Raw genomic sequence first — 21290 nt, 5'->3', positions numbered from 1 at the left:
CATGCTCTCGCGCATCTTCGTCGATCGGCCGATCTTCGCCTGGGTGATCGCCATCATCATCATGCTGGCCGGCCTAGGCGCCATCCGGTTCCTGCCGGTCGCCCAGTATCCCGACGTCGCCCCCCCTCAGGTGTCCATTCGCGCGACCTATCCCGGCGCCTCGGCCGAGACGATCCAGAACAGCGTCACCCAGGTCCTCGAACAGTCCCTCACCGGGATCGACGGCCTGCTCTACTTCGCCTCCTCGTCCACCTCGCGCGGCCAGGTCACGATCACCGTCACCTTCGACAAGGGCGTCGATCCCGACATCGCCCAGGTGCAGGTGCAGAACCAGGTGCAGCAGGCGGTCTCGCGCCTGCCCAGCCAGGTGCAGCAGCAGGGGCTGGTGGTCCGCAAATCCAACCCGGACAACCTCCTGATCGTCGGGGTCTATGACGAGACCGACCGGATGACCAATCGGGACGTCTCAGACTACCTCGTCTCCAACCTCCAGGACCCGATCTCGCGGCTCAAGGGCGTCGGCGACACCAACGTCTTCGGCTCGCAGTACGCCATGCGCGTCTGGCTCAATCCAGACCGACTGGCGAGCTACCAGCTGACGCCGGGTGACGTCGTGACCGCCATTCAGAACCAGAACACCGAGGTCGCGGCCGGCGAGATCGGCGGCCAGCCACAGCCCGACTCCCAGATGCTCAATGCGACGGTGACCGCTCAGTCGCGGCTGCAGACGCCTGAGCAGTTCGCGAAGATCGTCCTGAAGAGCCAGCCCAGCGGCGCGGCCGTCCTGCTGGCCGACGTGGCGCGGGTCGAGTTGGGGTCGGAAAACTACAACGCCCGCAGCCGCGTGAACCAGCACCCCGGGGCCGGCCTGGCGATCCTGCTCGCCCCGGGCGCGGACGCCCTCAAGACCGCCGATCTGGTCAAGGCCAAGGTCGAGGAGCTCTCGAAGGAATTCCCGGCCGGCCTGAAGTTCGCTTACGCCAACGACACGACCGACTTCATCAAGCTGTCGATCGCAGAGGTGGTGAAGACGCTGGCCGAGGCCATCGTCCTCGTCGTCATCGTGATGTTTGTGTTCCTGCAGAGTTGGCGCGCGACCCTGGTGCCGGCCATCGCGGTCCCGGTGGTGCTGCTTGGGACGTTCGGCGTGCTTTACGTCGCCGGGTTCTCCATCAACACCATGACGCTGTTCGGCATGGTGCTCGCCATCGGCCTGCTGGTCGACGACGCCATTGTGGTGGTCGAGAACGTCGAACGGCTGATGGAGGAAGACCCCGAGCTCACGCCGCGGGAAGCCACGATCCGATCCATGGACGAGATCACCATGGCGCTGATCGCCATCGCCCTGGTGCTGTCGGCGGTGTTTCTGCCGATGGCCTTCTTCGGCGGCTCGACGGGGGTGATCTACCGGCAATTCTCGCTGACCATCATCTCGGCCATGCTGCTGTCGGTCTTCGTCGCCCTGACGCTCAGCCCGGCCATCACCGCGAACCTGCTGAAGCGCAAGCGCGAGGCCCACGAGATTCACGACGGCTGGTTCGGCCGCCGTTTTCCCGACGCGGCCGGCTTCATCCATCGCAGCTCAAAGAGCTTCAACACCAATTTCGATCGCATGGCCGACGCCTACCGACGCTCGGTGCGCGCGATCCTCGGCCGTCGCGTCCTGGCGCTCGGCGTCTACGTCGTGATCGTGGCGCTCCTCTGCGTGCTGTTCATCCGGCTTCCGACGGGCTTCCTGCCGACCGAGGACCAGGGCGCGGCCAGTGTCCAGTTCCAACTCCCGGCCGGAGCGACCCAGGCGCGGACCGTCGAAGTCCAGCGCCAGGTCGAGAACTATTTCCGCGAGCACGAGGACGCCAACGTCCGCACCATGTTCACCGTCAGCGGCGGGGGGGGCGGCGCCAGCGGCCAGAACACGGGCCAGGGCTTCATCAACCTCGTCGACTGGTCCGCACGCAAAGGCAAGGACAACACCGCCGACGCTGTTGTCGCCCGCGCCTCGGCCGCCTTCCAGAACTTCCGCGACGCCCGCGTCTTCGCCCTGATCCCGCCGGCCATTCGCGGCCTCGGGCAATCCGACGGCTTCACCATGGAGTTGCAGAACTCCAGCGGCATGTCCCAGGCCGACTTCAACGCCGCCCGAGACAAGCTGCTGGAAGCAGCACGCCGCGATCCCGCCCTGGCCTCGGTGCGCCTGACCGAACTGCCCGACATCGCGACGCTGAAGATCGACATGGACGCCCGCAAGCTGGCCGCCCTCGGCCTCAGCCAGGCCGACGTCAACGCGACCCTGTCGACGGCCTGGGGCGGCCGCTACGTCAACGATTTCGTCGACCGCGGCCGGGTCAAGCGGGTCTACGTCCAGGGCGACGCGCCCTACCGCGCCGATCCATCCAACCTGGAGGAGTGGTACGTCCGGGGTTCGAACGGCCAGATGGCGCCGTTCTCGTCCTTCGCCAGCATCTCGTGGTCGCAGGCGCCGACGACCCTGTCGCGCTTCAACGGCATTCCGTCCTACGAATTCCAGGGCTCGGCCGCGCCGGGCGGCAGCTCCGGCCAGGCCATGGCAGCGATCGAGAAGCTGGCCGCCGACATCCCCGGCACCAGCATCGCCTGGTCGGGCCTCTCGTTCCAGGAGCGGCTGTCCTCGGGCCAGGCGCCGATCCTCTACGGGCTTGCGCTGCTCGTCGTGTTCCTCTGCCTGGCGGCGCTTTACGAGAGCTGGTCGATCCCGCTCGCCGTGCTCCTCGTGGTCCCGCTCGGACTGGTCGGAGCAGTGTTGGCGGTGACGCTGCGCGGCCTGATCAACGACGTCTATCTCCAGATCGGCCTGCTCACGACCATGGGGCTGGCGGCCAAGAACGCCATCCTGATCGTCGAGTTCGCCGAGCAGGCCGAGCGGCGCGGGGCGTCCGCCATGGAGGCGGTGATCCAGGCCGCGCGCACCCGACTGCGGCCGATCCTGATGACCAGCCTGGCCTTCATCTTCGGCGTCCTGCCGCTCGCCATCTCGACCGGCGCCGGCGCCAACAGCCGCATCGCCATCGGCACCGCGGTCATCGGCGGCATGCTGACCGCCACCATTCTGGCGATCTTCTATATCCCGCTGTTCTTCGTGATGGTCCGGCAAGGCTTCCGCGCGATGCGCAAGGGCCGGGGCGACTCCAACGAACTGGAGCCTGCATGAAACGCGCGCTCGTCCTTCTCGTCGGCCTGAGTCTCGCAGGCTGCTCCCTGGCCCCGCGCTATCAGCAGCCGCAACTGCCCACTCCCGCGTCGTGGCCGGCCGGCGATCCCTACCTGATGCAAAGCGAAGCCGAGCTGCCGAAGGTCGGCTATCGCGATGTCTTCACCGACCCACGCCTGCAGACGCTGATGGTTCAGGCATTGGCCAACAACCGCGACCTGCGGGCGGCCAGCGCCAACATCCTGGCGGCGCGTGCCCAGTACCGGATCCAACGCGCCGAGCGCCTTCCACAGGTCGATGTCGACGGCCGCTACACCCGAACCGGCGGCGGTTCGGCCCCCAATGTCGAGGCCTACAGCGCCCAGGTCGGGGTCACCGCCTTCGAACTCGACCTGTTCGGCCGCGTGCGCTCGCTGAGCGACGCGGCGCTCAACCGCTACTTCGCCACCGAGGCGGCCACCCGCGCCACCCGCCTGACCCTGCTGGGCGACGTCGCCGAGGTCTGGCTCACCTATGGCGCCGACGCCAGCCGTCTGAAGATCGCCCAGGACACCGTAGTTAGCGCCGAAAGCAGCGTCAGGCTGACCCGGGCCAGGCTGAAGGGCGGCATCGCCCCGCGCACCGACCTGCGCCAAGCCGAGACCGTGCTCGCCGCCGCCCAGGCCGATGTCGCCTCGCTGCGCACGGCGCTGGCCCAGGACCTCAACGCCCTGCAGTTGCTGCTCGGGGCGCCGCTCGACCAGAACCTGATGGCGTCGTCGATTGAGGACGCCAGCCAAGGCCTGAAGACCCTGCCGGTCGGCCTGCCGTCGCAAGTGCTGTTGCGGCGTCCGGATGTGGTTCAGGCCGAATACGGCCTGCGCGCCGCCAACGCCGAGATCGGCGCGGCGCGCGCAGCGCTGTTCCCGACCATCTCGCTGACCGGCGCGCTCGGCTACGCCAGTCCCGCGCTTTCGTCGCTGTTCAACGACGGCGCCTTTACGCGCTCGTTCACCCCTTCGGTGACCCTTCCGATCTTCCGCGCCGGCGCCGGCCTCGCCGGAGTCGCCGCTTCCCAAGCGCAGCGCGACGCGGCGCTGGCTGCGTACGAGAAAGCCATTCAGTCCGGGTTCCGTGAAACCGCCGACGCCCTGGCTCGTCAGGGAACGCTCGCCGAGGAACTCACCGCCACCCGCACCCAGCTCAACGCCGCCCAAGACACCATGACCTTGACCGAGGCCCGCTATCGCGGCGGCGTCGACACCTTCCTGGCCAACCTGGTCGCCCAGCGCTCCCTGTTCACCGCCCAGAGCGCCTATGTCGCCAACCAGCTCGCCGCCGCGGTGAATCGCGTCGACCTTTACCGAGCAGTCGGAGGCGCCGACGGGCCATCGTCGCCCTGAAGCCCGGCGTCGCCGCCCCGCGCGGTGGAAGACGCCGGGGCGACTGTCTCGGCCAGATTTTGTGCGAGCGGCGTCGACACGTTGCGGGGGTCACGCCTCGTCGACTATTCGATGCCTCGTGCCGCTGACATTGGGCGGCGATCCCACAGTAAGCGAGACAGGCTGGCGATGATTCAACCCGGTGCGGCTTTCAAGGACAACCTCCCGCAACTGCCCGCTATCGACGGCGTGCAACGCATCGACCTGGTGGAGGCGAGCGGAAACGTGATCGCCAGCATCGAGAACCAGCCGGGCAAGCAGGGTTCGCTGGCGGTCTATCAGTACCTAAAACAGTCCTTCGGCGTCCTGGACGCACAGGCCGCAGAACATGGCCTGGCCGTATTCGGCGAACATACCGCCGACGCCCGCAACCGCCCGGGCGCGCACCCCAACATCGACCGCCTTATCCAGATCGCCGGCGGCGGCGCTGCGCTGAACATCGACGTGATAGCAGCGGGCCGCTGAGCGCGCGGCAGCTGGCGTGGAAGCGGCTCAGGACAGCCGATCGCGGAAGTCGACGTAGTCGAATTGGCGCACCAGCCGCAGCGCGTCGGTCCGACTGTTCCACAGCGCGATAGACGGCAGCGGCACGCCGTTGAAGGTCGTGGTCTTGACCATCGAATAGTGGGCCTGGTCCAGGAACGCGATCCGCGCGCCCGGCGCCGGCGTCGTCGCGAAGACGTAGTCGCCGATGACGTCGCCCGCCAGGCAGGACGGCCCGCCCAGGCGAACCGAAACGCCAGCTTCCGCTTCGTTCAGCATCGCCGGGCGGTAGGGCGCCTCCAGCACGTCGGGCATGTGACAGGTCGCCGAGATGTCGGTGATCGCGACCTGCACGTCGTTGTCGAAGACGTCGAGCACCTCGCCGACCAGGATGCCGGCGTCCAGCGCGATCGCCTCGCCGGGCTCAAGCAAGACGTCTATCCCGTGGCGCTCGCGGATGTCGCGCACGAAGGCGATGAGGTCATCACGCGCGTAGTCTGCTCGGGTGACGTGGTGGCCGCCGCCGAGGTTCACCCACTTCAGCCCGGCCATCATCGGCGCGAGCTGCGGTTCCACCGCATTCCAGATCCGCTGCAGCGGCGCGAAGTTCTGTTCGCAGAGGGCATGGATATGCAGGCCGTCTACGCCGTTTAGATGTTCCGGCCGCAACTGCGACACCGGAAAGCCAAGCCGCGATCCCGTGCAACACGGGTCGTACTTGGCGACCTCGGCCTCGCTCCACTCCGGGTTCAGCCGCAGGCCCACCTCGAAGACTTCGCCCCGCACGCGGGCCTCGGCGATCAGGCCCGCGAAGCGCGCGATCTGCGCCGGCGAGTTGAAGATCACCGTGTCGGACAGACGCAGGATCTCGGGCAGATCGTCGGCGCGATAGGCCGGCGAATAGGTCGTCAGCTCGCCCTTGTAGTGCTCGCGCGCCAGCCGGGCCTCCCACAGTCCGGAGGCGCAGGTCCCATGCAGATGCTCCGCCACGAGGTCGGCGACCGCCCACATCGAGAACGCCTTCAGCGCCAGCAGCACCTTGGCGCCGCTGCGATCGGCGATGTCCTTCAGAACGACGAGGTTGCGACGCACCGCCTCTTCGTCGACGACGAAGCAGGGCGACGGCACGCGGCCAAGGTCGAATTGGGCGAAGGCGCCCGGGCCGCCGGCTTGGGTCTCCATAACGGCGGCGATCAGAAGGCCAACGGCGCGGCCAGAGTCTCGACCTTCCAGGGCAGGCCCTGGCTGTTCATCAGCGCCATGAACGGGTCGGGATCGAGCTGCTCCATGTTGAACACCCCGGCGCCCTTCCAGGCGCCGGTCAGCATCAGCGACGCCCCGATCATCGCGGGCACGCCGGTGGTGTAGCTGACCGCCTGGTTGCCGGTCTCGGCATAGGCTTCTTCGTGGTCGCAGACGTTGTAGACGTAAACGGTCTTCTGGGCGCCGTCCTTCTGACCGGTGGCGATGACCCCGATGTTGGTCTTGCCGCGCGTCACCGCGCCCAGCGTCGAGGGCTCGGGCAGCAGCGCCTTCAGGAACTGCAGCGGGATGATCTCGACGCCCTGGAACTTCACCGGGTCGATGCGGGTCATCCCCACATTGCCCAGCACTTCCAGGTGTTTCAGGTAGCTGTCGCCGAAGGTCATCCAGAAGCGGATCCGCTTGATTTCCGGATAGAATTTGGCCAGCGACTCCAGCTCCTCATGGTACATCAAGTACATGTTGCGCACGCCGACCTCGGCGAAGTCGAACGCCTGCTTGTGCGCTAGCGCCGGCCCTTCGACCCACTGGCCGTTCTCCCAATGGCGGGACGGTGCGGTGACCTCGCGCAGATTGATCTCGGGATTGAAGTTGGTGGCGAACGGGTGGCCGTGGTCGCCGCCGTTGCAGTCGAGGATGTCGAGCGTGTCGATCCGGTCCAGCAGATGCTTGCGGACATAGGTGGCGAACACCGACGTCGCGCCGGGATCGAAGCCGCAGCCGAGAACCGCCATCAGGCCGGCGTCCTTGAACCGGTCCTGGTACGCCCACTGCCAGCTGTACTCGAACTTCGCCTCGTCCCGCGGCTCGTAGTTGGCGGTGTCGAGATAGTTCGCGCCCGCCTTGAGGCAGGCGTCCATGATCGCCAGGTCCTGGTAGGGCAGCGCCAGGTTCACGACGAGCCCAGGCTTCACCTCCTCGATGAGCGCCGTGGTCGCAGCGACGTCGTCGGCGTCCAGCTCGGCCGTGCGCACGTCCACGCCGGTGCGTTGCTTCACCGACGCAGCGATCGCATCGCACTTCGAACGGCGACGGCTCGCCAACGTGATCTGTGAGAACACGTCGGGATTCATCGCCATCTTGTGGACCGCAACCGAGCCCACGCCACCGGCTCCGATCACAAGCACCGTGCTCATCTGTATGTAACTCCGACCTCAGTATCGCTGGAGACGCGCGCCCATTCCGCTGCGTCGCCGCGCGCTTATACGTGGTCGGAACGGGCCGTGCCCAGACTCGTTGCTACGGGTCGACTCGACGGGCGCGACCGAATTGGGGCGACAGGCGGCTGGCAGCGAACAAGAGCGGGGTCGCCGCCTTCATCGTTAAGGCGAAGGTCAGGCGCCGCGAACCTCCGGCCCGCGCCCGGTCAGGCCGCGCCGCAGACCAAAGCTGCGGCACGGGTCCCGATTTTAAGCCCCGGCCAGCTGCGCCTTGCGCTCGCGGCGCCGGCGGGTCAGCACGTGCTCGGTGTAGCCGTTCGGCTGGGCGCGGCCTTCGAACACCAACTCGAGCGCCGCCTGATAGGCGATGCTGGCGGCTGGGTCAGTCGCCATCGGCTGATAAGCGGCGTCGCCCGCGTTCTGGGCGTCGACCACCTTGGCCATCCGGCCGAAGGTCTCGCGCACCTGTTCCTCGGTGCAGACCCCGTGGTGCAGCCAGTTGGCCATGTGCTGGCTGGAAATGCGCAAGGTGGCGCGGTCTTCCATCAGCCCGACGTCATGGATGTCCGGCACCTTCGAGCACCCGACGCCCTGGTCGATCCAGCGCACGACATAGCCGAGGATGCCTTGAGCGTTGTTGTCCAGCTCCTGCTGGACGTCAGCGGCGTTCCAGTTCGACTTGGCCAGCGGCGGGGTCAGCAGGTCGTCGGTCCCGGTCTTGGCGGCGGACTTGAGCATCGTGGCCTGGAGCGCCGGCACGTCGACCTCGTGATAGTGCAGCGCATGCAGCACGGCGGCGGTCGGCGACGGCACCCAGGCGGTGTTGGCGCCGGCCTTCGGGTGTCCGACCTTGGCCGCAAGCATGTCCTTCATCATGTCGGGCGCCGCCCACATGCCCTTGCCGATCTGGGCGCGGCCGGGGAAGCCCGTGGCCAGGCCGATCTCGACGTTGCGCTTTTCATAGGCCGGCAGCCAGGCCTCGGCCTTGATCGCGTCCTTGCGGACCACCGGGCCCGCTTCCATGGCCGTGTGGATCTCGTCGCCCGTGCGGTCGAGGAAGCCGGTGTTGATGAATACGATGCGTTCGCGCGCGGCGTGGATGCAGGCGGCGAGATTGGCGCTGGTGCGGCGCTCCTCGTCCATGATCCCCAGCTTCACGGTGTTGCGTTCGAGGCCCAGAGCGTCCTCGACCAGGTCGAACAGACGCACGGCCAGAGCGACCTCGTCAGGCCCATGCATCTTCGGCTTCACGACATAGACCGAACCAGCCGTGCTGTTGCGGCGCGCGCCCTTCAGGTCATGCAGGGCGGCGGCGACCGTCACCAGGGCGTCGACCGCGGTTTCGAACACCGGCTGGCCGTCGAAAGTCACCGCGTCGGTCAGCATGTGGTGGCCGACATTGCGCACCAGCATCAGGCTGCGGCCGCGCAGGGTGATGTCGCCGCCGCCGGCCGCAGTGTAGGAGCGATCCTCCTCCAGGCGACGAGTTTCGGTCTGGCCGCCCTTGGTGAAGGTCGAGGTCAGGTCGCCGCGCATCAGGCCCAGCCAGTTGCGGTAGACGTTGGTCTTGTCCTCGGCGTCCACGGCGGCGACGGAGTCCTCACAGTCCTGGATCGCGGTCAGCGCAGCCTCGACGAGCACGTCGGAGACGCCGGCGGGGTCGTCCTTGCCGATGTTGTGAGAACGGTCGATCAGGATCTCGAGGTGCAGGCTGTTGTGAACCAGCAGAACGCCGGCCGGCGCGGCGGCTTCCCCGCGATAGCCGACGAACTGCGCCGGGGTCGCCAGCGCGACCTCCTGGCCGTCCTTCAGGCGCACGACCAGGCTCTGCCCCGAAACCACGTACGCCACGGCGTCGGCATGCGAGCCGGAGGCCAGCGGCGCGGCGCGGTCCAGGAAGCCCCGGGCGAACGCCACCACCTTGGCGCCGCGCACCGGATCATAGCCCTTACCACCGGTCGGCGGTTCGAGCGCATCGGTGCCGTAGAGCGCGTCATAGAGGCTGCCCCACCGCGCGTTGGCGGCGTTGAGCGCGAAACGGCCGTTGGACACCGGCACCACCAGCTGCGGCCCGGCGATAGACGCGATCTCGGGATCGACGTTCTGGGTGATGATCTCGAAGGCGGCGGGTTCGGGCAGCAGGTAGCCGATCTCGCGCAGGAAGGCGGTTTCCTCGGCGACGTCCAGCGGCTTGCCGCGGCGCTCGCGCCACCAGCCATCGATCTGCGCCTGCAGCTCGTCGCGGCGCTGCAGCAGCGCGGCGTTGCGAGGGGTGAAGTCGGCCAGCACCTTTTCCAGCGCGGCCCAGAAGGCGTCGGAAGCTACGCCCGTCCCCGGCAGCAGCTCGCCTTCCACGAAGGCGTGCAGCGTGTCGTCGACCGTGAGGGATTTGCTGATGTTCATGCGATCCGTGTCCCCAACTAAAGCGTCCTTCGGCTTCGCCGCAGTGCAGCGAGCCGGACCATTCCGGCGCTTTACTGCACGGAAGCGCGCCGGTTTGAAGCGTTTTGTTCGTGCGGGGCGACGCTTTGGCGCGCCACGGGCAGAATTTGCCTCAGGCGTCGGAAAAGCCGAACGGCGCGCTCGTGCGCCGGATGTCGTCGGCCAGGATCTGGCGGCCGATAGGAGGGGCCGAGCGTGCTGTGCATTCCGTACGATGGCAGAGCCGGCAGGTGACGCCGATCGGCGTGGCGCTCTCCGGTCCCGGGCGATCCTGGGTGTAGATCAGCCGGTGCGCGTGCTCGGCCGAGCAGCCGAGCGCGATCGCCCGCTCGACCCGCGGCGTGCCGAACGCCCCGCCGCCGGCGGTGACCGTGCGGGCGATCGAAAAGAACCGCTCGCCGTCCGGCAGCTCCAGCCATTGGGTGACGATCTCGCGCGGGGTCTTGAACGCCTGGTGCACCGACCACAGCGGACAGCCGCCCCCGTGGCGCGCGAACGGAAAGCCGGCGCCGTCCAGGCGCTTGGAGACGTTGCCGGCCGGGTCGACGCGGATGAAGAAGAAAGGCACCCGCTCGTGGCCGGGCTTCTGCAGGGTGGTCAGCCGGTGCGCGGTCTGCTCGAAGCTGGCCCCGAACTGGCGGGCCAGGGCTTCGACGTCGTAGCGGCGCGCCTCCACGGCCTTGGCGAAGGCCGTGTAGGGCATCAGGATCGCGGCTGCCGCATAACTCGCGAGCGCCCGGCGGGTCAGCCGCTCGCCGCTCTCGCTGGCGAAGGTCCCTTCGGCGGCGACCGCATCGACATCCTCGCGCATCTCCAGATAGGCCAGCTGCAGGGCCAGCTGGAACACTTGGCTGGCGGTGTCGAGCGAGTCGTCGAGCAGCAGCTCCTTGCGGTGCCAGTCGAGCCGCCGGATCGAGCCGACCATGAAACTCGACGGGATGCGCCGGACCCGCAGATTGTGCCGCGCCTTCAGATAGGCCGCGATGCTTTCGTGGGCGGCGACCTGCTGGGCCAGCCGCTCGGCCGCGTCGTCCAGCACCGGGAACGAGTTGCGCCTCGCAGCCAGGAATCGTCGCGACTCCGCCACCGGATCGGCTGCGTCCGGCCCCTGGGCGGCGTCGCCGGCCGGGCCTTCAGCGCCGCGGTCGGCCAGCGCCAGCTGCTCTTCCTTGTAGGCGGTGTAGAGCCGCAGCAGCGCTTCGGTGATGCCCGGGAAGTTGGTGGTGACGTCGGTGCTCTCCAGGGTAGGCAGATCGATGTCGCCGAACATCGGGTCCTTCAGCACCGCCTGCAGCCGCGCTGCGTCGTCCGACCCACCGTCGCCGGCCAGGGTCGCCATGTCCATCTTGTAGGTCTGTGACAGCCGCAGCAGCATCTCGGCGCTCAGCGGCCGATGATTGCGCTCCAGCAGCGCGATGTAAGAGGGCGAGACTTCCAGGTCCGCGGCCATGTCCGCCTGCGTCAGGCCGTGATCCCGGCGCAGTCGGCGCAGGCTCGGCCCGACATAGAGGCGGCGTTCGGCGACCATTTCTTACTCCTGCTATTGTCGAAACATTACAGCATTACAGAGATCGTCCGTAAAGTCTTACATCCGCACCTCGCGGCGACTCCACACCGGCGCGCCGCCGCCCTAGGTGACCGCCAGCACCGGGCCGAGTTCCCCCGGCTGATCGCGGAAGAGGCACATGTCTTATCAAGACCACATCATCGAGATGAGCCAGCTCATCAAAAGCAAGAACGGCACCTGGGACGGCATCAACGCCGAATCCGTGGCCCGCATGCGTCTGCAGAACCGCTTCAAGACCGGCCTGGAGATCGCCAAGTACAACGCCGCGATCATGCGCAAGGACATGGCGGCCTATGACCTGGACGCCGGCAAGTACACCCAGTCGCTGGGCTGCTGGCACGGCTTCATCGGCCAGCAGAAGCTGATCTCGATCAAGAAGCACTTCGGCAACACCGACCGCCGCTACCTGTACCTGTCGGGCTGGATGGTCGCCGCCCTGCGCTCGGAATTCGGCCCGCTGCCGGACCAGTCGATGCACGAGAAGACCTCCGTGCCGGCGCTGATCGAAGAGCTGTACACCTTCCTGCGCCAAGCCGACGCCCGTGAGCTCGGCGGCATGTTCCGCGAACTCGACGCCGCCCGCGCGGCCGGCGACAAGAAGCGCGAGCAGGAACTGATCGACGCGGTCGACAACTATCAGACCCACGTCGTTCCGGTTATCGCCGACATCGACGCCGGTTTCGGCAACGCCGAAGCCACCTACCTCCTGGCCAAGAAGATGATCGAAGCGGGCGCCTGCGCCCTGCAGATCGAAAACCAGGTCTCGGACGAAAAGCAGTGCGGCCACCAGGACGGCAAGGTCACCGTCCCGCATGAAGACTTCCTGGCCAAGGTCCGCGCCTGCCGCTACGCCTTCCTCGAACTCGGCGTCGACGACGGCGTCATCGTGACCCGCACCGACTCGCTGGGCGCCGGCCTGACCAAGCAGATCGCCGTCAGCCACACCCCGGGCGACCTGGGCGACCAGTACAACAGCTTCCTGGACTGCGAAGAGATCGCCCCCGCCGACCTCAAGAACGGCGACGTGATCATCAACCGCGAAGGCAAGCTGCTGCGTCCGAAGCGTCTGCCGAGCAACCTGTTCCAGTTCCGTGAAGGCACCGGCGAAGACCGCTGCGTCCTGGACTCGATCACCTCGCTGCAGAACGGCGCCGATCTGCTGTGGATCGAAACCGAAAAGCCGCACGTCGAGCAGATCGCCGGCATGATGGACCGCATCCGCGAAGTCATCCCGAACGCCAAGCTGGTCTACAACAACAGCCCGTCGTTCAACTGGACCCTGAACTTCCGTCAGCAAGTCTACGACGCGTGGAAGGCCGCCGGTAAGGACGTCTCGTCCTACGACCGCAACGGCCTGATGAGCGTGGACTACGACGCCACCGAACTGGCGGCCGAAGCCGACGAGCGCATCCGCACCTTCCAGGCGGACGGCGCCAAGCGCGCGGGCATCTTCCACCACCTGATCACCCTGCCGACCTACCACACCGCGGCCCTGTCGACCGACAACCTGGCCAAAGAGTACTTCGGTTCGCAAGGCATGCTGGGCTACGTGAAGGGCGTCCAGCGTCAGGAAATCCGCCAGGGCATCGCCTGCGTGAAGCACCAGAACATGTCCGGCTCGGACATCGGTGACGATCACAAGGAATACTTCGCCGGCGAAGCCGCGCTGAAGGCCGGCGGCGTCCACAACACGATGAACCAGTTCGCCTAAGCGTCCCGCATCGACGACTAAAGGGAACGGCCCGGAGCTCACGCTCCGGGCCGCTTTCTTTGGGCCATCGCGCAAGGACGGCGCGAACTTCATTCTCGACTAAGGCTTTTGGGCGTTTAATTCGTACGCAGGCATCGCTGTGCTGGGAAATGGTCTCGGATGTCCAGGATCAGACGTATCGCGCGCAAGGTAAGGAACCGCCTGGCGACGGCCGGCCGGCGCACCTTCGGCCTGCCCGCCGGGCCGGCCATCCTCATGTATCACCGCGTCAACGAGCCCGGTTACGACCCTTGGGAACTGGCCGTCACGCCGGCCCGCTTCGACGAGCAGCTCGCCTGGCTCAAGCGCCGCCGCACGGTGCTGCCGCTGGTCGAGTTCGCCGAACGCCACGCTCGGGGCGACCTACCCCGTGACGCCATCGCCATCACCTTCGACGACGGCTACGCCTGCAACGGCCACAATGCGGCGCCGCTCCTCGCCGCCCACGGCCTGCCGGCGACGGTCTTCCTCGCCACCAGCGCGATCTCCGCCGAACATGAATATTGGTGGGACGACCTGGAACGCATCGTGGTCGGCGCGCCGGTCACGTCGATGAACGTCGAGGTTGACGGCCAGCGCCATGCGTTCGACCTCGGCGCGGTCGGCGACCTTCACGCCCCCAATCCGCAACGCCAAGCCGCCTACAAGGCGCTCTGGCAGGCGATGCGGCTGCTCGACCCAGTCGAACGCCGGGCGCTGTTGGCCGATCTGGCTCAGCGTCACGGCATGCCGTCGGCTCGCAGATCCAGCCATCGCAGCATGACCCGCGAGGAGATCCAGACCCTGGCATCTGAGGGCGTGATCAGCTTCGGGGCGCACTCGGTGAACCACCCGGCGCTCAGCGAGCTCAGCCGCGAGGAACAGCGCATCGAGATCGAAACTAGCCGCGAGGTCTGCGCCGAACTGCTGGGCTCGACGCCCTCGACCTTCGCCTATCCGTTTGGCGACTACAGCGACGTGACTGTGGACGTGGTGCGCGATGCCGGCTTCGCTGTCGCGGTCACCACCGACGCCGACGTCGTGCGCAAGGGCGCCGACCGCCTGCGCCTGCCACGGCTGCAGGTCGGCGACTGGCCTGCGCGGCGCTTGAGCGCCGTCCTCAGCGCCTAGGCGCCGCGGCGCGCTTTGATCGTGATAGTGACCGGATAGCCATCATCGACGAGATCGAGCTTGCGTTTGCTGACCTCCTCGTGAGCCAATCCCTGAAGAAAGGCGGTCGCGGAAAAGGCGTTGCCATACGTCTCCACCTCGACGTTCTCGGGTCCGAAGACCTCGCCGAACAGTCGCTTGGCCGACAGCGCAGTCAGTGACCAGTACCAGGTCGTGCCCCACTGGTCTTCAGCGACCGGGCTGATGCCCGGCACCGTCACCAGCGCAACACCGCCGGACCGTAGTCCACGGTGCATGCCCTCAACGGCGGCCTTCATATCGTAGATCAGGTGCAGGGTCTGGGTAAGCACGATGCAGTCGAGTCCGCCCTCAGGTAACACGCCCGGCTCGGACAGGTCGCCGACGATCGTGGCCTCCGGATTGCCGGCCTTGACGTGCAGCACTTCTTGACGGGTTACCCGCGCGCCTCCGAACCGTCGGCAGTAGGCGGCGTCGCCGATCTCCAACGCCCTCCCGCGGATTTCGGCGGACTGCCGCGCCAGGAAGTTCTCGATATAGTATCGGTCGATCGGAGTGCCGCGATCGTAGCCGAACCGCCGGCTCACCGGCTCAGTGCTAAGGAACCTCAAGAACAGGCCCGCGCCGACACGGCGGTCGATTTTCGACATCAAGGCATGGCGCCGGCGGCCGTCGGTCAACACAGCATTCCTCAAAAGCGGCGGGGAAAATTCTCAATAGCGAAGCAGCAATTGACTATCGCCCTTCAATATTAACACTCCCTAAGCATCGGTCATGGTCAATGCCTTCGCAACTGGAGTCTTGATGTGGACACCCCGTCCGGCCAATGCTCGGGAACCACAAAGGAGTTCGTAACGACATGGCTGACAGCGCCGTAGTCCCGAACCATGAGGCGCCGCCGCACCTGCTGCGGGAAACGGTCGTGCGCCCGACCAGCGGCTGGCGCTCGCTAAATCTTGGCGAACTGTTCCTCTATCGAGACCTGCTGATGTTTCTCGTCTGGCGCGACCTCAAGGTCCGCTATCAGCAGACCATCCTCGGCAGCGCGTGGGCGATCATCCAGCCCTTGGCGACCATGGTCGTGTTCACGGTCGTGTTTGGTAAGCTGGCCAAGCTGCCGTCCGACGGCGTGCCCTATCCGCTGTTCAGCTTCACAGCCCTGGTCATCTGGACCTATTTCAGCCAGGCGGTGAACGGCGCCGTGAACAGCCTGATCGGCAACACCCAGCTGATCGAAAAGGTGTACTTCCCACGCCTGATCCTGCCGATCGCCGCGGTGGTCCGCGGCCTGGCCGACCTGGCGATCTCCTTCGCTTTCCTGATCGCGATGCTAGCCTTCTACGGCGTCTGGCCGACCTGGAAGGTCGTCTTCGTCATTCCCTTCACCCTGTTGGCCATCGTGGCCACCGTCGGCGTCGGCGCGGGTCTGGCGGCGATCAACGTCCGGTTCCGCGACGTGCGCCAGATGATGCCGCTGCTCGTCCAGCTCTGGATGTTCGCAACGCCGGTCGCCTATCCGGCGAGCATGGCCCCTGAGAAGTGGCGCGTGCTGCTCGGCCTTAACCCGATGACCGGCGTCGTCGAGGGTTATCGCTGGGCCATGCTGAACACCGGCCCCTTCCCACTTGATCTGGTCGCCCTGTCCACCGCCAGCGCGCTGGTCATGCTGATCATGGGTCTCTTCGTCTTCCGACGGATCGAGAGCAGCTTCGCGGACATCATATGAAGAACGAGCGGCCATGGGCTATTAAGGTCGACGACCTCACCAAGCGCTATCGCTTGGGCGGGGCCGGCTCCACAAATCTGCGCCAGACAATTTCCATGGGCGTCAAACGCCTGCCGGAACTGCTGCGCGGCGAACAGCGCCCGCGGCCGGAGGACTTCTGGGCGCTCAAGGGCGTCTCTTTCGACATCAAGCGCGGCGAAATCGTGGGAGTCGTCGGCAAGAACGGGGCGGGCAAGAGCACGCTGCTGAAAATCCTCTCGCAGATTACCGAACCGACCTCCGGCGAGGTGCGCTTTCGCGGCCACGTCGGCTCGCTGCTTGAGGTTGGAACCGGCTTCCATCCCGAGCTATCGGGCCGCGACAACGTCTTCCTCAACGGCGCCATCCTGGGCATGTCGCGCCAGCAGATCGCCCGCAGGTTCGACGAGATCGTCGCCTTCGCTGAGGTCGCAGACTTCATCGACACGCCTGTCAAGCGCTACTCGAGCGGCATGTATACGCGCCTCGCCTTCGCGGTGGCCGCGCACCTTGAGACGGACATTCTGCTAATCGACGAAGTCCTCGCCGTCGGCGACATCGGCTTCCAGCAGAAGTGCTTGGCGCGAATGGGCGAGATGGCGCACGACGGCCGCACCGTGCTTTTCGTCAGCCACAACATCACAGCCATCCAATCGCTCTGCCCGCGCGCAATCCTGCTGCAGGGTGGCAAGGTGGCGGCCGACGGCCGCACGCATGAGGTCCTCTCGGCCTATCTGCGCGCCGGCGCCGAAGGGCCATCCGGGTTCCGCATGTGGTCGCAGGAAACCGCGCCCACGGGCGGCTCTGCAAAGCTGCATGCGATCCAGGCTTTGTCGCTCGACGAAAACCAGCCGAAACTCATCGACGTGCACACGCCGTTTCAGATCGCATTGGACTATGAATGGCTCGGCGGCTCGCAACCCTTGCGCTTTGATCTTCGATTGCTCAATCAAAGCGGAGTGGTGGTCTTCGATGTATCGAGCCCGCCATCGACCTGGGCTCAGACCCCCGGACGCCATCGCATCAGCTGCCAGATTCCCGGCGATCTGCTGAACGCCGATGAGTACCGCCTGCATCTGATCCTGCGCCAAGGCGACGAAGAGGTGCTCGATCTGCCGGACGTGATGCTCTTCGAACTGCTGGACAGCGACCGTGATCGCCACGGCTGGTACGGCGAATGGGAAGGGGTGTTGCGTCCGCGCTTCGAGTGGAGCGCTGAGCCTCTTCCGGCCGTCGTCGCCTGATCCGTCGGACCGGCAACGGTGAACAGCCCGCTTTCCAGCGACCTGATTGGCCCCGGCGTCGCCACGCCGGGCGTCAGCCATCGCCCGGCGTCCGCCGAGCCCGACCCCACCACGGCGATGACCGTCTTCTGGGACCAGGGCCTGCCCGTGGCCCAGGCCCTGACCGGCATTGACGGCGTCACCCGCCGCTCCCAGCCCGCGACGCGGGGCGAGCGGCCCAGTATGTCGCCCCGGCCACCGTCGGTCAGCGTGGTCATCTGCACGCGCGATCGCCCGGATGAGCTCAGGCGTTGCCTTGCTTCCTTGCCTTCTCAAACCCTGCGGCCGCTGGAGGTAATCGTCGTCGACAACGCTTCGGCCGGCGGCGCCACTCGCGCGGTCGCGCAGGACGCCAACGTTGTCTATGTCCGCGAAGATCGGCCGGGCCTCGACTACGCCCGCAACACCGGCGCAGCGACCGCCCACGGCGAGATCGTCGCCTACACCGACGACGACGTGTTGCTGCACCCGAACTGGCTGCAGAACCTGGTCGCGGGCTTCGAAACGCCAGCGATCGGCGCCGTCACCGGCCTGGTGCTCCCGGCCGAGCTCGCGACGCCCGCCCAGCTTCACTTCGAGACCTATTGGAGCTTTGCGCGCGGCTACGCGCCGAAGGACTATACGCCCCAGGCGTTCGAGGCCGAGCGGCGGGCCTTTCCCGCGTGGGAGATCGGAGCCGGCGCCAGCATGGCCTTCCGCCGCGAGGTGTTCGCCAAGGCTGGCCTGTTCGACGAGCGGCTAGACGTCGGCCGGGCCGGCTGCTCGGGCGACTCCGAGTTTTGGCACCGGCTGCTCGCCCATGGATATGTCTGCCGCTACGAACCGTCATCGGTCGCATTCCACTATCATCGCGCGTCGGAAGACGGTCTGGCGCGCCAGCTATTCAGCTACATGCGCGGACACTCCGCAGCCCTGCTGGTGCAGTTCGAGCGCAACCGCCGACTCGGCGACCTGCGGCGCGCTTTTGTCAGCCTCCCGGCGCGTTACGCACGCCGGGCGCTGCGGCGCTCGCAGCCCCGCGACCGTTTCCTCGGCCTCGAGTTCCGCGGCTATCTCTCGGGACTTGCCTTCTACCTGACCGGCTCGCGTCGCGCCTAGCGGCCGACCATGCCGCGTACTGAGCGGCGTACCGCGCGACGCGCGCGGACGGCCGCCTCCGACGCCCGCCGCGTCGCCAGGGCGATTCGATCGCTGGGGCCGAGCGGCCACTCCGGCAGATCATAGGGCGCGAAGGCTAGCCGGAAGGCTCGCTCGGTCTGCGGCGTCATCAGCCCGTGGCGCCGCGCGTGCTCGGCCGCCCAATTCAGGAACGCGATCCGCGCCGCGTGCGGCCGGTAGCGGTCGTAGTCTCCGCCCTCCGTAGCCTTGTTCGAGGTCGAATCAGGATGCTGTCGGTAACGCGACTGGAACTGGTCGGCGACGTAGACTGGATAGCGCAGCAGCAGCTTGGCCCATAGGCTCTGGTCCTCATAGAGCGCGAACTGCTCCTCAAAGCCGCCGACCTGCTCGATGGCCGAGCGGCGGATCAGCACCGCGCAGGTGCACGGCACGTCACCCTGCTGCCCTAGCAACACAGCGTTGAACAGCGCGGGCGCCGGATGCGCCCGCCCGGCGAAGCGACGCATGGTCTCGGTCCAAGTGCGAGGGGTCTCGCCCTCCCACCACCACAGCGTCGGGCCGTACATCCAGGCCGCCTCAGGGGCCCGCTCCAGCATGGACAGCTCGAAGGCGAGCTTGGTCGGCTCGAACAGGTCGTCCGCGTCAAGAAAGGCGATGAAACGCCCGCGCGCCGCATCCATGCCGCGGTTGCGCGCGGCGGCCGCGCCGCGCCGCGCCGGATCGGGCGCGATGACCCGGATCCGCCCGTCGGCCGCCGCCGCGGCCGCAGCCATCCGGGGGCTGGCGTCGCTAGAACCGTCGTCCACCAAGAGCAGCTCCCAATCGCCGAAGGTTTGGGCCTGCACCGAGGCGATCGCCTGTTCAATGTAGGCCTCAGCGTTGAGGAACGGCGTGATCACCGACACTTCGGCCATCAACGGGGCGCCTTTCCGAGCATGCGCCTGACAACGTTCTTAGCCATCCTCAGGCGCAGATCGGCGATCGTGCTCCGCACGGCCTGGCGCGCCTGCGGGTCCGCCCGCTGCGCCGCCAGGTAGCGCGACAGCCAGCCGAGATAGCGCAGCCGCGCTTTATCGTCGGCGCCCGCCGCTGCGGACTCCGCCGTCGCGCTCTGCGGATGCTGCCGATACTTGAACCAAACTGCGTCGGCGACATAGGTCGGGGCCGCCAGCAACGCCTTGGCGTAGAAAACTTGGTCCTCGAACATGCCCTTGAATGCTGCCTCGAAGCCGCCGACTCCGTCGACCAGGGACTTTCGCAGCAGTGAGCCGCTCGAGGTCGGCGTCTGGTAGACATTCTTGAGCTGAAGATGAAACAGGTGCGGCGGCCGGTAAACCTGGTCGGGCTCCACACCGAGGTCGTAGACGAAATCCTCTTCGGCGGCGTCGGGCCGCCAAGCATGCCAGATCAGCGCACGCCCATATACCATCCCGACTTCGGGCTGCTGGTCCAAGATCGCGACCTGCTCGGCCAGCTTGCCCGGCGCCCAGACATCGTCGGCGTCGAGGAAGGCGATCAGCTCGCCCTTGGCGTGGGCCAAGCCCAGATTGCGCGTCGCGCTCATGCCCCGGTTGACGCCGCCCGGATGGCGCAGCAATCGCACCTGCTCAGGATACGCGTCCACGTAGCGCTGCGTCAGCTCGCGGCTGCCGTCGCTCGACCCGTCGTCGACCACCAACAGCTCGAAATTCGGCCAGCTTTGCGCCAGCACGCTGTCGATCGCCTCGGCGAGATAGGCTTCGCCGTTGTAGACGATGATGATGACGCTGACCCTAGGCGGGGCCATTCTGACCTCCGGCACGTTGCGCCCGTCGACGGCGCAACGCCGAGCGGACCGAGCGCAACCGTTCGCGCGCATTGGAGATCGCCATGCGAGCGGCGCTGGCCGGCAGGGCGCGCGGCGCGATCCGCGTGATCCCAATCGCCTGGCGCATCAGCGGCGCAAGCCCAGCCGGCTTGCGGTTCGCCAGCAGGTTCATCAGCCAAGTGTCGGAGTAGAAGCGGATCCAGCGCGCCTCGCCCTCGCGTACGGCGGCCCGCCACTCGGGCCGCTCCTCGGCCGCGCTTCGGTAACGGCGCACGACGCCGAGCACCGAGCGCAGCATCATCGCGCTGTCGCGCGACATGTTCTGATCGTGCTGCCAGTACTCGGCCATCATCTCGGGTCGCGCGGCGATGGCGTAGTTGCGCGACATGCGCAGATAGGTGTCGTAGTCCTCGCAGGCGCGCAGCGAGGCGTCGAACGCGCCGACCGCTTGCAGCCGGTCGGCGCGATACATCACCGTCGCATGCATGCCGATGCAGTTGCAGCGCAGGAAGGTCGCGAACGGATCCTCGCCGGGCGGAAACAGGGTCACCGGCGTGATCTGCCGGGTGACGGCGTCGACATAGCAATACGAGCCGTAGACCATGCCGCAGTCCGGATGCTGCGCGAAGAGCTCCAACTGCTTGGCCAGCGCGTCGGGCATCAACTGGTCGTCCGCATCGAGAAAGACGAGATACTCGCTGGTCGCTGCGCGCATGCCGGTGTTACGCGCCGCCGACAGGCCCTGGTTCTCCTGGCGGATCAGCTTCACCGACGAATAGGCGGCCGTGACCGCGGCCGGGTCGTCGCGCGATCCGTCGTCCACAACGATGATTTCCGTCGGCGGCGTGGTCTGGCCAAGCGCGCTCTCGATCGCCGCAGCCAGATAGTGCGCGTGATTATAGGTCGGTATGATCACCGCTACGCTTGCAGACATCG

At 67.0% G+C, this 21290-nt stretch carries 16 protein-coding genes; 8 read left to right on the top strand and 8 right to left on the bottom strand.

Annotation, left to right across the window (positions count from 1 at the left end; genetic code table 11):
* Position 1 precedes the first annotated feature (1 nt).
* From GGQ61_RS11955 to GGQ61_RS11945, 3 genes are all read left to right on the top strand, one after another.
* Positions 2 to 3187 carry a multidrug efflux RND transporter permease subunit gene (locus GGQ61_RS11955; RefSeq protein ID WP_183773037.1) on the top strand — a complete coding sequence of 1062 codons (3186 nt, stop codon included), beginning with the start codon at positions 2 to 4 and terminating at the stop codon, positions 3185 to 3187.
* Positions 3184 to 4569 (top strand): efflux transporter outer membrane subunit, encoded by a 1386-nt coding sequence (locus GGQ61_RS11950; protein ID WP_183773035.1) that lies wholly within the window; start codon positions 3184 to 3186, stop codon positions 4567 to 4569. Before GGQ61_RS11955 ends, GGQ61_RS11950 begins: the two co-directional genes overlap by 4 nt.
* A 168-nt stretch (positions 4570 to 4737) precedes the next feature.
* Positions 4738 to 5073 (top strand): DUF2322 family protein, encoded by a 336-nt coding sequence (locus tag GGQ61_RS11945; RefSeq protein ID WP_183773033.1) that lies wholly within the window; start codon positions 4738 to 4740, stop codon positions 5071 to 5073.
* Positions 5074 to 5100: 27 nt separating this feature from the next.
* On the opposite strand, the gene GGQ61_RS11940 is transcribed toward GGQ61_RS11945, so the two are convergent.
* The 4 genes from GGQ61_RS11940 to GGQ61_RS11925 form a co-directional block, all read right to left on the bottom strand.
* A complete protein-coding gene (locus GGQ61_RS11940) occupies positions 5101 to 6273 on the bottom strand; it encodes a carboxynorspermidine decarboxylase (protein WP_183773031.1) in 1173 nt (390 codons plus the stop codon).
* 11 nt (positions 6274 to 6284) lie between these two features.
* Complete coding sequence (locus GGQ61_RS11935) at positions 6285 to 7490, bottom strand: saccharopine dehydrogenase family protein (protein WP_183773029.1); 1206 nt, start codon at positions 7488 to 7490, stop codon at positions 6285 to 6287.
* A gap of 273 nt (positions 7491 to 7763) precedes the next feature.
* On the bottom strand, positions 7764 to 9917 hold the full coding sequence (locus GGQ61_RS11930) for a malate synthase G (RefSeq protein ID WP_183773027.1): 2154 nt from the start codon (positions 9915 to 9917) through the stop codon (positions 7764 to 7766).
* Positions 9918 to 10068: 151 nt separating this feature from the next.
* On the bottom strand, positions 10069 to 11484 hold the full coding sequence (locus GGQ61_RS11925) for a helix-turn-helix domain-containing protein (RefSeq protein WP_183773025.1): 1416 nt from the start codon (positions 11482 to 11484) through the stop codon (positions 10069 to 10071).
* A gap of 157 nt (positions 11485 to 11641) precedes the next feature.
* Here GGQ61_RS11925 and GGQ61_RS11920 point away from each other — a divergent pair, with 157 nt between their 5' ends.
* Positions 11642 to 13234, top strand: coding sequence for an isocitrate lyase (locus GGQ61_RS11920; RefSeq protein ID WP_183773023.1), 1593 nt, complete (start codon positions 11642 to 11644; stop codon positions 13232 to 13234).
* Positions 13235 to 13393: 159 nt separating this feature from the next.
* Entirely contained in the window at positions 13394 to 14383 is a 990-nt protein-coding gene (locus tag GGQ61_RS11915) for a polysaccharide deacetylase family protein (RefSeq protein ID WP_183773021.1), read from the top strand.
* Here the strand turns inward: GGQ61_RS11915 and GGQ61_RS11910 are convergent.
* On the bottom strand, positions 14380 to 15081 hold the full coding sequence (locus tag GGQ61_RS11910; RefSeq protein WP_183773013.1) for a methyltransferase domain-containing protein: 702 nt from the start codon (positions 15079 to 15081) through the stop codon (positions 14380 to 14382). The genes GGQ61_RS11915 and GGQ61_RS11910 overlap by 4 nt on opposite strands.
* Before the next feature lie 179 nt (positions 15082 to 15260).
* Between GGQ61_RS11910 and GGQ61_RS11905 the strand changes: the two genes are divergently transcribed.
* Genes GGQ61_RS11905 through GGQ61_RS11895 form a run of 3 tightly spaced genes read left to right on the top strand, consistent with a single transcriptional unit; the run spans position 15261 to position 18526 of the window.
* Positions 15261 to 16127, top strand: a complete 867-nt coding sequence (locus tag GGQ61_RS11905; RefSeq protein ID WP_183773011.1) for an ABC transporter permease — start codon at positions 15261 to 15263, stop codon at positions 16125 to 16127.
* Entirely contained in the window at positions 16124 to 17389 is a 1266-nt protein-coding gene (locus GGQ61_RS11900; protein ID WP_183773009.1) for an ABC transporter ATP-binding protein, read from the top strand. The genes GGQ61_RS11905 and GGQ61_RS11900 overlap by 4 nt, the downstream gene beginning before the upstream one ends.
* Positions 17390 to 17407: 18 nt before the next feature.
* Positions 17408 to 18526: a glycosyltransferase gene (locus tag GGQ61_RS11895; RefSeq protein WP_221221000.1), complete on the top strand. Its 1119-nt coding sequence runs from the start codon at positions 17408 to 17410 to the stop codon at positions 18524 to 18526.
* Here GGQ61_RS11895 and GGQ61_RS11890 read toward each other — a convergent pair.
* The 3 genes from GGQ61_RS11890 to GGQ61_RS11880 are packed head-to-tail and all read right to left on the bottom strand — an operon-like array spanning position 18523 to position 21288.
* Complete coding sequence (locus tag GGQ61_RS11890) at positions 18523 to 19461, bottom strand: glycosyltransferase family 2 protein (RefSeq protein ID WP_183773007.1); 939 nt, start codon at positions 19459 to 19461, stop codon at positions 18523 to 18525. The genes GGQ61_RS11895 and GGQ61_RS11890 overlap by 4 nt on opposite strands.
* On the bottom strand, positions 19461 to 20333 hold the full coding sequence (locus tag GGQ61_RS11885) for a glycosyltransferase family 2 protein (protein WP_183773005.1): 873 nt from the start codon (positions 20331 to 20333) through the stop codon (positions 19461 to 19463). The genes GGQ61_RS11890 and GGQ61_RS11885 overlap by 1 nt, the downstream gene beginning before the upstream one ends.
* Positions 20320 to 21288: a glycosyltransferase family 2 protein gene (locus GGQ61_RS11880; RefSeq protein ID WP_183773003.1), complete on the bottom strand. Its 969-nt coding sequence runs from the start codon at positions 21286 to 21288 to the stop codon at positions 20320 to 20322. Before GGQ61_RS11880 ends, GGQ61_RS11885 begins: the two co-directional genes overlap by 14 nt.
* Between the last annotated feature and the right edge of the window lie 2 nt (positions 21289 to 21290).

The sequence above is a fragment of the Phenylobacterium haematophilum genome (assembly GCF_014196295.1).
GTDB lineage: Bacteria > Pseudomonadota > Alphaproteobacteria > Caulobacterales > Caulobacteraceae > Phenylobacterium > Phenylobacterium haematophilum.
This window is presented reverse-complemented; position numbering and strand designations above follow the sequence as displayed.